Source organism: Pseudolabrys sp., assembly GCF_035943735.1.
Lineage (GTDB): Bacteria > Pseudomonadota > Alphaproteobacteria > Rhizobiales > Xanthobacteraceae > Pseudolabrys.
On record NZ_DASZBV010000021.1, the window covers coordinates 166,106 to 179,956 of the forward strand.

Annotated in this window: 18 protein-coding genes and 2 pseudogenes; 12 read left to right on the forward strand and 8 right to left on the reverse strand. The window is 64.3% G+C overall.

Annotated features, from left to right (window positions below; translation table 11 throughout):
* Window positions 1-2: 2 nt before the first annotated feature.
* From thiC to VGV41_RS16510, 3 genes and pseudogenes are all read left to right on the forward strand, one after another.
* A pseudogene (thiC, locus tag VGV41_RS16500) lies at window positions 3-1,886 on the forward strand (phosphomethylpyrimidine synthase ThiC); the annotation flags it as partial.
* Between the two features lie 156 nt (window positions 1,887-2,042).
* On the forward strand, window positions 2,043-3,029 hold the full coding sequence (locus tag VGV41_RS16505; RefSeq protein WP_326865014.1) for a winged helix-turn-helix domain-containing protein: 987 nt from the start codon (window positions 2,043-2,045) through the stop codon (window positions 3,027-3,029).
* Window positions 2,980-4,413 (forward strand): hypothetical protein, encoded by a 1,434-nt coding sequence (locus VGV41_RS16510; protein ID WP_326865015.1) that lies wholly within the window; start codon window positions 2,980-2,982, stop codon window positions 4,411-4,413. The genes VGV41_RS16505 and VGV41_RS16510 overlap by 50 nt, the downstream gene beginning before the upstream one ends.
* Before the next feature lie 39 nt (window positions 4,414-4,452).
* Here the strand turns inward: VGV41_RS16510 and VGV41_RS16515 are convergent.
* The 3 genes and pseudogenes from VGV41_RS16515 to VGV41_RS16525 all read right to left on the reverse strand — a co-directional run bounded on the left by VGV41_RS16515 (window position 4,453) and on the right by VGV41_RS16525 (window position 5,137).
* A pseudogene (locus VGV41_RS16515) lies at window positions 4,453-4,661 on the reverse strand (BrnA antitoxin family protein).
* A 7-nt stretch (window positions 4,662-4,668) separates the two neighbouring features.
* Window positions 4,669-4,839: a type II toxin-antitoxin system HicB family antitoxin gene (locus VGV41_RS16520; RefSeq protein WP_326865016.1), complete on the reverse strand. Its 171-nt coding sequence runs from the start codon at window positions 4,837-4,839 to the stop codon at window positions 4,669-4,671.
* Window positions 4,840-4,912: 73 nt separating this feature from the next.
* On the reverse strand, window positions 4,913-5,137 hold the full coding sequence (locus tag VGV41_RS16525) for a BrnA antitoxin family protein (RefSeq protein WP_326865017.1): 225 nt from the start codon (window positions 5,135-5,137) through the stop codon (window positions 4,913-4,915).
* A gap of 121 nt (window positions 5,138-5,258) precedes the next feature.
* Here VGV41_RS16525 and VGV41_RS16530 point away from each other — a divergent pair, with 121 nt between their 5' ends.
* Both VGV41_RS16530 and VGV41_RS16535 read left to right on the forward strand, forming a co-directional pair.
* On the forward strand, window positions 5,259-5,864 hold the full coding sequence (locus tag VGV41_RS16530; RefSeq protein ID WP_326865018.1) for a hypothetical protein: 606 nt from the start codon (window positions 5,259-5,261) through the stop codon (window positions 5,862-5,864).
* A 49-nt stretch (window positions 5,865-5,913) separates the two neighbouring features.
* The gene (locus VGV41_RS16535; protein WP_326865020.1) at window positions 5,914-6,324 is read left to right on the forward strand and encodes a DoxX family protein; all 411 of its coding nucleotides are present in this window, start codon (window positions 5,914-5,916) and stop codon (window positions 6,322-6,324) included.
* A gap of 4 nt (window positions 6,325-6,328) precedes the next feature.
* Here the strand turns inward: VGV41_RS16535 and VGV41_RS16540 are convergent, their stop codons facing one another.
* From VGV41_RS16540 to VGV41_RS16550, 3 genes are all read right to left on the reverse strand, one after another.
* On the reverse strand, window positions 6,329-7,057 hold the full coding sequence (locus VGV41_RS16540) for a DUF1614 domain-containing protein (RefSeq protein ID WP_326865021.1): 729 nt from the start codon (window positions 7,055-7,057) through the stop codon (window positions 6,329-6,331).
* Between the two features lie 230 nt (window positions 7,058-7,287).
* The gene (locus tag VGV41_RS16545; protein ID WP_326865022.1) at window positions 7,288-7,722 is read right to left on the reverse strand and encodes a hypothetical protein; all 435 of its coding nucleotides are present in this window, start codon (window positions 7,720-7,722) and stop codon (window positions 7,288-7,290) included.
* 20 nt (window positions 7,723-7,742) lie between these two features.
* Window positions 7,743-8,546, reverse strand: coding sequence for a hypothetical protein (locus tag VGV41_RS16550; RefSeq protein ID WP_326865023.1), 804 nt, complete (start codon window positions 8,544-8,546; stop codon window positions 7,743-7,745).
* Between VGV41_RS16550 and VGV41_RS16555 the strand changes: the two genes are divergently transcribed.
* From VGV41_RS16555 to VGV41_RS16575, 5 genes are all read left to right on the forward strand, one after another.
* A complete protein-coding gene (locus tag VGV41_RS16555; RefSeq protein WP_326865024.1) occupies window positions 8,539-8,988 on the forward strand; it encodes a TspO/MBR family protein in 450 nt (149 codons plus the stop codon). The genes VGV41_RS16550 and VGV41_RS16555 overlap by 8 nt on opposite strands.
* 62 nt (window positions 8,989-9,050) lie before the next feature.
* On the forward strand, window positions 9,051-9,257 hold the full coding sequence (locus VGV41_RS16560; protein ID WP_326865025.1) for a hypothetical protein: 207 nt from the start codon (window positions 9,051-9,053) through the stop codon (window positions 9,255-9,257).
* Window positions 9,258-9,322: 65 nt separating this feature from the next.
* The gene (locus VGV41_RS16565; RefSeq protein WP_326865026.1) at window positions 9,323-10,243 is read left to right on the forward strand and encodes a 3-hydroxyacyl-CoA dehydrogenase NAD-binding domain-containing protein; all 921 of its coding nucleotides are present in this window, start codon (window positions 9,323-9,325) and stop codon (window positions 10,241-10,243) included.
* Between the two features lie 193 nt (window positions 10,244-10,436).
* Window positions 10,437-10,682 (forward strand): hypothetical protein, encoded by a 246-nt coding sequence (locus VGV41_RS16570; RefSeq protein ID WP_326865028.1) that lies wholly within the window; start codon window positions 10,437-10,439, stop codon window positions 10,680-10,682.
* Window positions 10,683-10,692: 10 nt separating this feature from the next.
* Window positions 10,693-11,355 carry a YoaK family protein gene (locus tag VGV41_RS16575; protein ID WP_326865029.1) on the forward strand — a complete coding sequence of 221 codons (663 nt, stop codon included), beginning with the start codon at window positions 10,693-10,695 and terminating at the stop codon, window positions 11,353-11,355.
* Between the two features lie 6 nt (window positions 11,356-11,361).
* On the opposite strand, the gene VGV41_RS16580 is transcribed toward VGV41_RS16575, so the two are convergent.
* Together VGV41_RS16580 and VGV41_RS16585 are read right to left on the reverse strand one after the other, a co-directional pair.
* Complete coding sequence (locus VGV41_RS16580) at window positions 11,362-11,769, reverse strand: DUF930 domain-containing protein (protein ID WP_326865030.1); 408 nt, start codon at window positions 11,767-11,769, stop codon at window positions 11,362-11,364.
* 141 nt (window positions 11,770-11,910) lie between these two features.
* Window positions 11,911-12,306, reverse strand: a complete 396-nt coding sequence (locus VGV41_RS16585; protein WP_326865031.1) for a VOC family protein — start codon at window positions 12,304-12,306, stop codon at window positions 11,911-11,913.
* 212 nt (window positions 12,307-12,518) lie between these two features.
* Between VGV41_RS16585 and VGV41_RS16590 the strand changes: the two genes are divergently transcribed.
* On the forward strand, window positions 12,519-13,499 hold the full coding sequence (locus VGV41_RS16590) for a Bug family tripartite tricarboxylate transporter substrate binding protein (protein ID WP_326865032.1): 981 nt from the start codon (window positions 12,519-12,521) through the stop codon (window positions 13,497-13,499).
* A gap of 76 nt (window positions 13,500-13,575) precedes the next feature.
* Window positions 13,576-13,833, forward strand: a complete 258-nt coding sequence (locus tag VGV41_RS16595) for a hypothetical protein (protein WP_326865033.1) — start codon at window positions 13,576-13,578, stop codon at window positions 13,831-13,833.
* Window positions 13,834-13,851: the final 18 nt, after the last annotated feature.

A 13,851-nucleotide genomic window follows, 5' to 3' on the forward strand; every position in this document is an offset into this window, starting at 1 on the left:
CCATGAACAAGCCCGTCACGTCCGCCGATCTGGTCACGCCGAAGGTCACGACCGGGCCGCTGCCTGCCTCGCGCAAGGTTCACTCCTCGCCCGCGGCCGCGCCCGACCTGAAGGTGCCGCATCGCGAGATCAAGATCTCGGACGGCGCGGGCGAGCCGCCGCTGCCGGTCTACGACACCACCGGCCCCTACACCGACGACAATGTCGCGATCGACGTCGAGCGCGGCCTCAAGCGCGCCCGCATCGCATGGGTCAAGGAGCGCGGCGGCGTCGAGGAATATGACGGCCGCCCGATCAAGCCGGTCGACAACGGCAACGTCTCGGGCAAGCACCTGGCGCGCAACTTCCCGAACACGCCGAAGCCGTTCCGCGGCGTTGGCGACGCGCCCATCACGCAATACGAGTTCGCCAAACGCGGCATCGTCACCAAGGAGATGATCTACGTCGCCGAGCGCGAGAACCTCGGCCGCGCGAAGATGCTCGACCGCGCCCCGGCCGCGCTGGCCGACGGTGAAAGCTTCGGCGCGTCGGTGCCGGCGTTCATCACGCCGGAATTCGTGCGCGACGAGATCGCGCGGGGCAGGGCGATCATCCCCTGCAACATCAACCACGCGGAGCTCGAGCCGATGATCATCGGCCGCAACTTCCTGGTGAAGATCAACGCCAATATCGGCAACTCGGCGGTCACCTCCTCCGTGGAAGAGGAAGTCGAGAAGATGGTGTGGGCGATCCGCTGGGGCGCCGACACGGTGATGGACCTGTCCACCGGCCGCAACATCCACAACACGCGCGAATGGATCCTGCGCAACTCGCCGGTGCCGATCGGCACCGTGCCGATCTACCAGGCGCTGGAGAAGGTCGACGGCGATCCGGTCAAGCTCGACTGGGAGGTCTACAAGGACACGCTGATCGAGCAGTGCGAGCAGGGCGTCGACTACTTCACCATCCACGCCGGCGTGCGGCTCGCTTACGTGCCGCTGACCGCCAACCGCGTCACCGGCATCGTCTCGCGCGGCGGCTCGATCATGGCCAAGTGGTGCCTGTCGCGGCACAAGGAGAGCTTCCTCTACGAGCGCTTCGACGAGATCTGCGACCTCATGCGCAAATACGACGTGTCGTTCTCGCTCGGCGACGGCCTGCGCCCCGGCTCGATCGCCGACGCCAACGACCGCGCGCAGTTCGCCGAGCTCGAGACGCTCGGCGAGCTGACGCAGATCGCCTGGAAGAAGGGCTGCCAGGTCATGATCGAGGGCCCCGGCCACGTGCCGATGCACAAGATCAAGATCAACATGGACAAGCAGCTCAAGGAGTGCGGCGAGGCGCCGTTCTACACGCTCGGGCCGCTGACCACCGACATCGCGCCGGGCTACGACCACATCACCTCCGGCATCGGCGCCGCCATGATCGGCTGGTTCGGCTGCGCCATGCTCTGCTACGTGACGCCGAAGGAGCATCTCGGCCTGCCCGACCGCGACGACGTCAAGGAAGGCGTCATCACCTACAAGATCGCCGCGCACGCGGCCGACCTCGCCAAGGGTCATCCGGCGGCGCAGCTCCGCGACGACGCGCTCAGCCGCGCGCGCTTCGACTTCCGCTGGGAGGACCAGTTCAACCTCGGTCTCGATCCCGACACCGCGCGCGCCTATCACGACGAGACGCTGCCCAAGGACGCGCACAAGGTGGCGCACTTCTGCTCGATGTGCGGCCCGAAGTTCTGCTCGATGAAGATCACGCAGGACGTGCGCGATTACGCGGCGAGCCTCGGCGACAACGAGAAGGCGGCGCTGGGGCTGGACGCCAAGGTGGCGGAGGCCGGCATGAAGGAGATGTCGGACAAGTTCAACGCCATGGGCCAGCAGGTCTATGTCGATGCGGAGAAGATCAAGGCGCCGAAGACCACGGCGCTGGAGTCCGAGGCCGAGCACCACGCGAAGAATGCGGGGCTGGTGAAGGAGAGTAATAGGGCGTTGTAAAGACGCTTCCCTAGGTTGTATTATAAAGAATCGGTCAAGCGGTACCGCTTGACCGCGGCGGAACCCACCATGGACGCTTACTTAAAAATCGCGATCGAAGTTCTGGAGGGAGAACGTCGGCCGTTGAGCCCGAAGGCGATTCTGGAAACCGCTTACCGACGATCTCTCGTCCCAACTCACTTGCATGGAAAGACGCAACATAAGACTCTGCAAGCGAGAATCTCCGAAGACATCGTAGAGCGGCGCGAGCATAGCCTATTCTTTCGAACCGAGCCGGGCCGCTTCTTTCTTCGTAAGTTCCTTACGGATAGAAGCGTCCCTACCGAGTTCCGATCCGAGTTTCCAGCGCGGCGCAGGGTTCGGGAGCTTGTTCGTGGACCGGCCCTCGCTTTGGAGTACGACCTCCTGAAGGAAATTGCGGAGCAAGACACTCCCATTGATCCGCAAACAATTTTTGCCGCTCTTGCTTCGGATAAATATCAATACGACGACCCGCGCAATAAAAGTGAAAAGCTAGTGTTTGTGCGTTCGTTCGTTTGCGTTTACCGAGGCTGCGACCTTCTCTCTTATCGTTTAGGCCGATATAGAGACGATCGAGATACATTTATGTCACACCGCTCAATTGGCTTCTCGACGTTTGTTAACATAGACGATCAGACTCTTTTCAATCTCGGCACGCTTGGAATTGTTGAAGCGGGCGTCAGCGCGACAAAGATTGATTTAGACATTCCTGAAAGCCCCGTCGACGAACAGTTGAACGCCCGCCTCAGCTATTTCATTTGGGCGGCAAAAGGGAGCAGTTCAAGCGACCTGTTGGCCGTCATAGATTTCGAGTGCCCCGGCTGGTTCGAACCTTTGAGGCGTCGCTTGGCACTCAACGATCTCGGTTGGCTCGATGCGTCCAAACCTGTTAATGACGTAAGCGATTTCGACCCATGGTCGAGACTGGTGCTATTAGCACACTATAGGTCGCATATGGCCGGGGGGCCAGATTTTGAAACCGATAGTGCGAGTACTGAAAGGCGCGGTCGTAGAGTATCTCAAGTCTCAAATTGAGACCGGGGACCCTGCGCGCACTAAGAAAGCACTGCAGGAAATCTGCAAGCACTACAGAGATGGCTATCGAGTTCACCCAAGCCAATTGCCGGGTGTCGAACAATCGGTCGTCGGCTTGCTGTATACGCAGGGCGGCGATGAAAAAGCTCGCCGCTGGGCGCTTAATACCCTTGCAAGGCTAGGACGTGAGCCTCAGTGCATGGAGGCAATCATGCACACTTTGCAGCAGTATCAGCAAGAACCTCAGACCAGCGCCGCAGCGATTGCAGCAATCTTTCGAATGAGTCCGAAGGCTTCCCGCATTCTAAAAAAGCTGAGCTTCGACGAGCAAATGACAACGCTCGCAGCTCTTCAGCATGTCGACGCAAACAAGCTTGACCTCTCAGCCTTACCAATCAACGTTGAAACAGCTTCACCTGACCTGTTAAAACTCGCACTTGTCGTGGTTGGGCTCGACAGAGCTCCGCAAAACATGATGCATCCGCGTTTTGAAAACACTGAACTCGTCAAAGCGCTTGGGAGCCATCACGACAATATCGTAGTTCAATACACTATATGGGCTGTTACGGAAAATCCTTCTTTGAGCCTCTCCGATTTAGGCATTGATATAAGGCTTGTAGAAGACCAGCCCGCAAACGTTCGAAGCTGGGTTTTCCGTTTGATCGCGATGAGTCCAGAGGACGCGGAGCGAAATTTTGAATACGTTGAACTTGGCACCCGAGATCCAAGCGTCGAAGCCAGAGCGGGGCTGGCGCGCGGCCTCAAAGAAACTTATTTCGATGGCCTAGAAGCTTTGGTCCTCAACTGGTTTGTCGCCGAGCCAGACACGGAGACTAGGCAACTACTTATGGACCACATGATCCGCCAAGCCGATAACTGCCCAAGCTATGAGGCAATGGCTTTAGAAATCTACGAAAAAGAGCCCGCCGATTCGGCATTCCGCACACGAATGGAGGCGGCGGCGGCTGGTGGGAAACTCTACGGTCAATTGAAAAGAGCCGACCTTACAGGTGACTTATTTGGAGGAGTAACCAACGTGACGAATAATACCTTTAACGTTTCAGGTACGATCCAAGGTGGCGCGGTCTCTTTTGGAGGAGATGCGGTGAATACGGGGACGACCAACAACCACTACAGTGCCCAGACGACAGAGGCCATCCAATCCGAACTTTCGAAACTCGAAAGAGAACTCCATTCAGCGAAATTGGATGATCCCCTGACTGCGGAAGTTCTAAAGTATGTTCAAGAGGCTAAAGCGGATCCGACTCCGGATAAGCTGCATAAAGTAACCTCGCGAATTCGCGAAGCTGGTGAGGTCATACTTGCAGGTAGTGCCATCTGGGAGATTTCGCACTTGATCGTAAAATTGGCTGGTCTCGCTTAGCGCGGTTGTGGCCAGAGTGTATAGCTCTGCTCTTGCCCACTACTTCCCACCCACCTTCCTGAGCGCCGCATTGATCCGCTCCTGCCAGCCCGGGCCGTCGGCCTGGAAAAAACCCAGCACGTCGCGGTCGATGCGCAACGTCACCTGCTCTTTCGCGCCGGCAATGGACGGCGGAGCGGGCGGCAAGTGGCCGCCTTGAAAGCCTTCTCAGCTTCGCTGCGGGAATCGCGGAAGGGTGTTCGTGCCATGCGGGATTTACAGCAAGCGGCGCCCGGATGAGCGAAGCAGGCAGCCCTCGATCGCTTCCTGAATATTGCTCAGGAGCTCGTCCATGGTCTCGCCCTGGCTGGCGCATCCGGGAATGGCCGGGACTTCCGCCCAGAACCCGCCTTCCTCGGCCTCGTGCACGACAACCTTGATCTTCATCGGACGTCCCTTTTGCCCAGCCTCGCCAATTTAGGCGCGAACAGGCCGCAAGGCAAAGCAGGGCGCGCCCGCTTTACTTCCCCGCGACCTTCCTGAGCGCCGCGTTGATGCGGTCCTGCCAGCCGGGGCCGTCGGCCTGGAAAAAATCCAGCACCTCGCGGTCGATGCGCAACGTCACCTGTTCTTTCGCGCCGGGAATGGACGGCGCCGGCGGCGGCAGGTCGGCGGGCTTGGTGGTCGCCGCCTTGAAAGCCTTCTCGGCTTCGCTGCGGCTGTCGCGGAAGGGTGTTCGTGCCATGCGGGATCGATAGCACGGCAGCGCGTCAATTTGTAGGCCGCCCTCATGACACCCCCCGGCTCCGCGGATTAGCATCCGCCGGGCCAACGCACGTCAAAAGCCAGATCATTCGGGGGACCGCATGGAGCACATCAGCGGCAACGTCGCGCACACCGTCGATTTCATGCAGGGCGCGATCACCATCATCTTCGCGCTGGCGCTCGGCGAGGCGCTCAAGCTGTTCGTCTCCGGCCACGAGGACTCGCCGATTCTGTGGGACCGGCTGCCGGCGCTGCTCGCCTTCCTGTTCGTGTTCTTTCCGTTCTTCCAGAGCATGAGCCAGTATCTCTATCTCACCTACCTCAACGCGCCGACGGCGCCGGCCTTCCGCCCGCGCTATCTCATCTTCGACGGCACCATGTACATCCTCGAGGCCGCCTGCTTCTACGTGATGTCGCGGGCGCTGGCGCCGAAGCACTGGCGGCACTTCTACGGCGCGGTGCTGGTGCTGATGGCGATCGACATCGTCTGGACCGGCATCACCTGGCATCGCGGCATGCCGGTCGGCGCCTGGCTGTGGATCGACATCGCCATCGTCGCCGTGCTCGGCGGTACGATGCTCACCGCGCGCGGCAAACACTGGCACGAGCTCGGCCGCTATATGCTGCCGTCGTGGATCCTGGTGGTCACGCTCGGCATCACCACCGCGCTCAGCTACTGGCTGGAGGCGGACATCTATTTCCCGTGAGCGGCCGCGGTCGGTGCATCCAAAACGCCGCGTGTGGCGTATCATAGGCATGACCGCCGCACGCATCGCGAGCCTCCGCACCGTTCTCCGCCTCGTCATAGTCGCTTTCTTCGCCGGCGGCTTCGTGCTGCACATGACGGCGGTCGACGCGCTGGTGTCGATCACCCCCGATTGGGTGCCGGTCCCGCGCGCCGTCGTGCTGACCACCGGCTGGCTCGAGCTCGCCGGCGCCATCGGCCTGATGCTGCCGCAGACGCGCCGCGTGGCCGGCGTGGCGCTGGCGCTCTATATCCTCGCGGTCTGGCCGGCGAACATCCATCAGGCCATCGCGCACATCGTCGTGCCGCCAATCCCGGATTCGTGGTGGTACCACGGGCCGCGGCTGGCGCTGCAGCCGGTGCTCGCCTGGTGGGCGTTGTTCTGTGTCGGCGTCATCGACTGGCCGATGCGCCGCACGTGAAAACCTACGCCGTCCACGGTCCCGGCGGCCGCGCCGGCGGGCCGAAGAAGCCGGCGAGCAGCACGGCGGCGATGCCGGTCAGGAAGATACCGTCGAAGGTGCCGGCACCGCCGATCGAGGCGATCGGCGCGCCGAGCGCGCCGATATTCGACAGGTTCAGCAGATCGGCGCCGATCAAAGTGCCGAGCGAGCCGGCGACGTAAGCGAGCGGCGCGGCGCGGTCGCGCGCCAGCACGACGGCGACAATCGTGGTGACGATCACCGGCCAGATCACCGGCACTGCGACGCCGAGGCCCGGCACCGGCGTCGCCAGCCAGTGCATGATGGTGGCGACGATCGCCACGCCGACAAGGCCCTTCGCCCACAATTCGTAACGCACCAGCAGATACAGCGACATCGCGATCGGGATCGCCGCGCCGCCGATATTGACCGCGATCATCGTGCCCGGCCGCTGCATCAGCACCGGCACCTGGTATTGCATGCCGAAGAACTCGATCACCTCCGGCGTCACCACACGATGGCCGGGAATCTGCGCCACCGGCACGTTGAAATAGCTGCCGATGAGCGAGGCGGCGAGCAGCACCAACGCCATGCCGGGGCTGATGCCGAGCCGTATGTAGGCGAGGCGCAACAGGTCGAGTTGCACCAGCACCAGCATGATGAGGAAGATGACGACCAGGATCGAGAAGAAGCCGGGCGTCAGCGGCAGATACTGGTAGTTGGAGGAATCCATTGCAGTCTCGGGCGAGGGCAGGCGCGGCAGGCTAACACGCGCGCGGCGTTTTTTGTTGCCGCCGGCGAGATTGCATTTGCGTCATGCGGCGTCCGGTCAAATCTCCGCTCACCCCCGCGAAAGCGGCGGTCCGGCTGGGCGATTCAACCTCGTTCCTCTGGACGATGGCGACGTTAAAAACAAAACGGCCGGGCGCGAGGCCCGGCCGTCCGTCGTGAAGCGTGCGCGGCCTATTTCAGCGACAGCGCCAGCCCGCTCAGGTCGAGGCTGACGATGACGCCCGTCTGCTCGCCGGTCAGCGTCAGCACGGCGCCGCGCTGGTTGGTCAGCACCACCGCCTGCGCGCCGCGTCCAACCGCCGCGCCGGCGCCGCCCTGCGCATAGACACCGGCGACGTCGGACGGGCGATGGATGTTGGTGACGCGCCCGTGAAAGCGCGTCTCCGACGCGCCGAAGGTGAAGCCGTAGCTCAGGCCGCCGATGGACAGCGGATAGTTATGGCCGTGGAAGTGCAGCACGCCGCTGCCGGCCGAGCCGCCGATCACGAAGCCGGCCTTGACGATGCGGATGCTGATGGTGCCGCTGTCGGCATGGGCGGCACTTGCGAAGCCGACGCCGAACAGGGCGGCGAGCGCGATCATGGCAGCACGGCAAAACGATTTCATAGTCTTCTCCTTGGGTTGCCTCAGAAAGAATCCGCGGCGTCACGCAACTGCTGCGCCCGCGCGCGCATTTCGTCCTCCTGCCGCTCGAGATCCTCTGCGATCTCGGACGACAGGCTGAACAGGCCGGCGAGCTTGGTATCGAGGAAGGCGCGTTCGCGCTCGACGACGTCGGTGGCGATGACGTCGCCGCGCGCCTGCGCCTGGATCTCGGAGGCGACCTGCTGCGCGATGCTTAGCACGAAACTCATCGAATGGATCTTCATTTGGTCGTCGGTGGTGATCGTCGGCCGATCGCCCAAGGCACGCAGGTCGCGCGGCGAGATCGTCAGGAATTCGGTGATGGCATCCTTGAGCTCCTGCGTCGCGGTACCCTGGCTCACCGCATGGCCGTTGACCGCGGCGGCGAGGTTGACCGCCGCGCGGCGCACATGGAAGAGCCGCTTGCGGGCGTCGATGCAGGCCTCGGTGTCGGCCTCGATGCGGTGCAGGAGGTCGAGCGCCGCCTGCACCGACTGTGCGCGCACCTGCAGATAAACCGGACGGGCGGCGTGCAGCGCCGCCAGCAGGGCGAGCGCCGCGGCGGCGAAGGTCTCGTTCTCCTGCCAGACCTGATAGGCGCCGCGCAGTTCCGCCTCGTGCACCATCGTCGCCCCCAGCGCCAGCAGCGCCGCGATGCCGATCGCGACGAAGGGCAGCAGGACCAGCGGCAGGCGGGCGATTCTCATGGCCGGGGACAGTAGCGTATCGTCGGCGGAACCGTCGATAGTGGGGTCGGAGTTGTCGACCCGGCGCCAGCAGACGGCAAACGGATCGGGCATGGGCATTCTATTGATCGTGGTTTTCCTTGTTGTGACAGTGGGCGGCGGCCTCGCCATCGGCTACCTCGCGCGGCCGGACGCTTGGTACGCGGGCCTGCGCAAGCCGGCGTTCAATCCGCCGGACTGGGTCTTCGCCCCGGTGTGGACGATCCTCTACGTGTTGATCGCCATCGCCGGCGCCCGCGTCTTCGGCACTCCGGGGGGCGAGGCGGCGATGGCGGTCTGGATCGCGGCGCTGGCGCTCAACTTCCTCTGGTCGCCGGTCTTCTTCGGCCTACGCCGCCCGGCCGTTGCACTCGCGATCGTCGCCGGGCTCCTGGCGGCGATCATCGCCTTCATTGCCCTGAGCTGGCCGATCGACCTTACGGCCGCGCTCCTCTTCCTCCCGTACGCGGTCTGGGTCGGCTTCGCGACAACGCTCAATGCCGCAGTGGTCCGGCTCAATTGAACGGCGTCGGAACCGCATGCCTCCGTGGCCTGTTGTGTCCGGAGAGCCGGAGGAACCTGATCATGGCGGGCGTGACGGACAGCGAGCGCGAAACGCATCTGCGCGATCTCGCGGAGCGCATGCAGTTCCGCATGGAGAAATCCGGCGAGCGCTTCACGCTGACGCGCACGGCCGATCTGTCGCGGCCCGAACGCGAAACGGACCTGACGCTCGACGAGGTGCAGGAGATGCTGGACACCTGGAAGCTGCGCGGGCTGAGCGGCGGCTGAGGCTTCTCGCCGTGCGTCAAACCTCCTAGCATCTGCGCAGCACAACCGACGCACGGATGCACACCATGCCGCACCATATCGCCGTCATCGGGGCTGGGACGATCGGCGCGAGCTGGGCCGCCCTGTTCCTGGCCCGCGGTCATGACGTCGCGGCGAGCGATCCGTCGCCGCAAGGCGAGGCCTTCGCCCGCCGGTTCATCGACAATGCCTGGCCGACGCTGGAGACGCTCGGCTGGGTGGCGCCGGGCGCGAGCCCGTCACGCTTCCGCTTCCACAAGGATCCAACCGCCGCCGCCGACGGCGCCGCCTTCGTGCAGGAGAGCGGGCCGGAGCGCGAGGAGGCAAAGGTCGATCTCTTTGCGACGATCGATGCCGCCGCGCCGCCCGACACCGTGATTGCGTCGAGCTCGTCCGGGCTCCTCATCAGCCGGATCACCGCCAAATGCCGCCGTCCCGAGCGCTGCGTTATCGGCCATCCGTTCAATCCGCCGCATCTCATTCCGCTGGTCGAGGTGGTCGGCGGCGACCGGACCTCGCCGCAGGCGATCGATGCGGCCATGGCATTCTACCGCAGCGTCGGCAAGCATCCGATCCACATCAAAAAGGAAGTGCGCGGCCACGTCGCCAACCGCCTGCAGGCGGCGCTGTGGCGCGAGGCGATCCATCTGGTCGCCGAGGGTGTCGTCTCGGTGGCCGATGCCGACGCCGCGGTCGCCTACGGCCCCGGCCTGCGCTGGGCGCTGATGGGGCCGCATCTGACCTTCCATCTCGCCGGCGGCGAGGGCGGCATGGCGCATTTCATGTCGCACATTGGCCCGGCGGTGCAGAGCTGGATGGACGATCTCGGCGCGCCCCGGCTGACTCCCGAGGTGCAGCAGACGATCGTCGCCGGCGTCGCCGAGGAGGCGGGTACGCGCAGCATCGCCGACTTGCAGAAATGGCGCGACCGGAAGCTGATCGACATCCTGCGCGCGGCTAGCCCCTGAGCGCCAAGCTCCAGAGCGCCATGTGCGCCATTTGACCTGGCGCAACGGCAGCGACGCGCAAGGGCGCAGCCAAGACCGCGCCTTTTCGCATGCGGGGTGCGCACCGCGAAACTCTCCGGCGGGCTCTCGAAACCCGAAGCAGGCGTGCTACGTTGTGATTGACGTCCCGCAACGTACTTACCGCAGGTCATCCATGGTCCACCTCACTTACCAGATCGTCGAGCACGATGGCGGCTGGGCGTACCGGGTCAACGGCGTCTATTCGGAAGCCTTCCCCACGCACGCGCAGGCGCGCAATGCCGCCAAGGTGGCGGCGGCCGAGCAGATGCAGCCGGGCCATACCGAAGTCATCGAATACGAGGACGAGAACGGCCACTGGCATGTCGAGACCGCGCCCGGCGGCGACCGGCCGGAGACCGACATCAAGGACCAGCCTTAAGCCGCGGGGCATGCGCGCCGCGCGCCTGCCGATCTTCTCGGCCCTGCTGTCGTTCAACGGCGGGTTCGTCGACGTCGCCTGCTTCTTCGGCCTGAAGGGCCTGCTCGCCGCGCATATCACCGGCAATCTGGCGACGCTCTGCGCCAGCATCGTGCTCGGCACGCGCGGCCTGCTCAGCAAGATGCTCGCGGTGCCGGAATTCATCGTCATCGTGGCGCTGACGCATTTGGTGGGTCACGCGCTGAAGGCCCGCGGCCGGCCGGCGGCGCGCATCCTGCTCGGTGTCGAAGTATTGCTGCTCGCAGCCTTCCTCGCGCTGGTCGCGCGCAACGCGCCCTTCGCCGATCCGGACAGTCTTGTCGCGCTGGCGACCGCTTTGGCCGCGATCGCCGCCATGGCGGTGCAGAACGGCGTGCAGCGCGCGCACCTGCCGCAAGTACCGCCGACCACCTTCATGACCGGCAACGCCACGCAGTTCGCCATCGATATAGTCGACGTCATGCAGCGCCGCGCCACGCCGCAGGTCGCCGCACGCGTCCGGCACGTGCTGCTCAATCTCTGCGGCTTTGCCGTCGGCTGCGCCGTCGCGGCGGCGGCGTTCTGGATGTTCGGCTTCAACTGCGTCGCGCTGACGATCCCGGTGGCGATCGCCGCGGCGGCGCTGACGCCGTGAGCGGCGCTACTGCCAGAGTCCCAGCTTCGCCCATTCCCCTTCGGGAATCTCGTTGCCGATCCTGAGGCGGAACGTCGTGACCTGCATGTGGTCCGGCGTTGCCACGCAACTGTAGGACATCGCGTACCAGTGTCCGCGGCTGCGGAAAGCGCCGCCCGTGGCGTCGATCGAGTTGGGGCCGATCTTCGGCTTCTTCATCGCGCTGGCGACGGCGCGGTCAGGATGGAAATGCCGCGAGTCCTTCCGAACGTGGACCATCGCGGTGTAGTCGCAGATCTGTTCGAGGCGATCGACAGGTTCCAGCAATTTGAGAACACGCTGAAGGTCGGCGCTCAGTCCCGCTGCCTGCGCTGTCGTGAGGGTCGCGGCCGCAATGGCGAGGGTCGTTCCGATCGCCAAAGCGAGCGTGCGCATGCCACAATCTCCTGGAGACCCCGGTGCATTCATGCGGGCGGCGCGCATCGATGGCAAGCCCGCGGCGCCGCTTTGTCCAATGCAAAAGTGGCGAGATCGCGGACAAATCGCCGCGATCTCGCTTGCAGCAGAGTACCGCGCTCAGACGAATTTCGGATCGCGTTCGAGCAACTCGATCGAGATGCCCTGCGGCCCGCGCAGGAAGCACACCTTGATGCCGGGCCGCTGTACGTGCGGTGCCTTGGTGAACTCGACGCCCTTCGCCTTCAGCCCGGCGGCGAGGCTGTCGATATCCTTCACCGACAGGCCGAAATGATCGAGGCCCTGATAGGGCGTCACCGGCGGCGCATTCACGCCGTCACCCGGCGCGACCTCGGCGATGAAGATCTTGGCGCCGCCGAGCTTGAGGTCGATGCGCGGCTTGCCCTGCTGCATCGAGCGGATCACCTCGGCGCCGAGCATGGTCTCGAACCAGCGCGCCGTCGCTTCCGGATCGGGCGAGCGCAGATGGACGTGGTCGAACGTGATGTCGGGCATGGGGCATTCCTTCCGTTGCAGGCCGTTTGATACACCATCGCCGTTGCCGCCGTAAGCCGTGCGCGCGCACCGCGCCGGCGCGGAATTTTGGGGGCATCGAAGCCCTGTCAAATCCGAGATAGGCCTCTTTCCCCGGCGGAATTGCGTGTCATGATGGCGCGCCAAAACGCCGCCGCGGTCAACGCGGCGCGCATAAGCCTTGGGGAGAAACGATGACCTTCAGCCGCCGCCGCTTCCTGTCGTTGACGTCCGCCGCGCTCGCCACGCCGGCGCTGTCGCGCACCGCCTTCGCCGCCGACTGGCCGACGGAGCGCGCCATCCATGCCATCGTGCCGTTCAGCGCCGGCTCGACGATCGATATCGTCGGCCGCATCGTCGCCGATCCGGTGGGGCATCAGATCGGCCAGACCATCGTCATCGACAATCGCGGCGGCGCCGGCGGCACCATCGGTGCGGCGCTCGCGGCCAAGGCGGACCCGGACGGCTACACGCTGCTCGTCAACGCAGCGGCGCATACCGGCGCGCCCGCGGTCTATCCGCATCTCTCCTACGACCCGGCCGGCGATTTCTCAGGCATCGCCTGCTTCGGCACCGTGCCGAACGTCCTCTGCGTGTCGCCGTCGAAGGGCATCAAGACCATCCAGGATTTCGTCGCCAAGGCGAAGGCGAGCGGGCAGATGACCTACGCTTCGGCGGGCGTCGGCAGCGCGACGCACTGGGCGGCCGAACGCTTCCGCGTCAGCGCCGGCTTCAAGGGCGTGCACGTGCCGTTCCGGGGCGGTCCGGAGGCGCTGACCGAAGTGATGGCCGGCCGCGTCGACTGGTGCTGCATCGGCACCGCCTCGACGCTGCCCTTCATCAAGGACGGCAAGCTGCTGCCGCTCGTGATCACCTCGCCGAAGCGCTCGCCGTCGCTGCCGAATATCCCGACCTCGCTGGAGGAGGGCTACAAGGACTCCGACTACAATTTCTGGAACGGCATGCTCGCGCCGGCGAAGACGCCGCGCCCGATCATCGACCGTCTTTATGCCGAGGTGACCAAGGCGCTGGCGCTGCCGGACGTGCAGAAGAAGCTGGCGGTGCAGGGCGTCGAGCCGGCGCCGCTGACGCCGACCGAGATGGACGCGATGATCCGCCGCGAGATCGCGCTCAACATCAAGATCGCCAAGGCGGCGGGGCTGAAATTTAACTGAGGGCTTTCGAGACAGCTTGTTCTGTACACCGCGGAGGGGGCTTTCGTCCCCGTCCGTCAAACCTTTGGGGGAAGCCATGAAGACCACGCTCTTGCTGCTGGCTGCATTTTTCATCACGGCGAACGCCGCCGGCGCGGCGACGACCGACGACGTCAAATGGATCAATCAGTGCGTGCGGGACAACAAGGGCGATGCGGCCGCCAATGTCGTCCTCAAGTACTGCACCTGCATGAACAACAAGATGAGCGACAGCGAGACCCAGTCGATCACGCAGTGGGAGAAGACCCACGTCGCCGAGCGCAAGGCCTGCGACAGGGAAGCCGGCTGGAAGTAAGAGACCAACCGGCCGGGC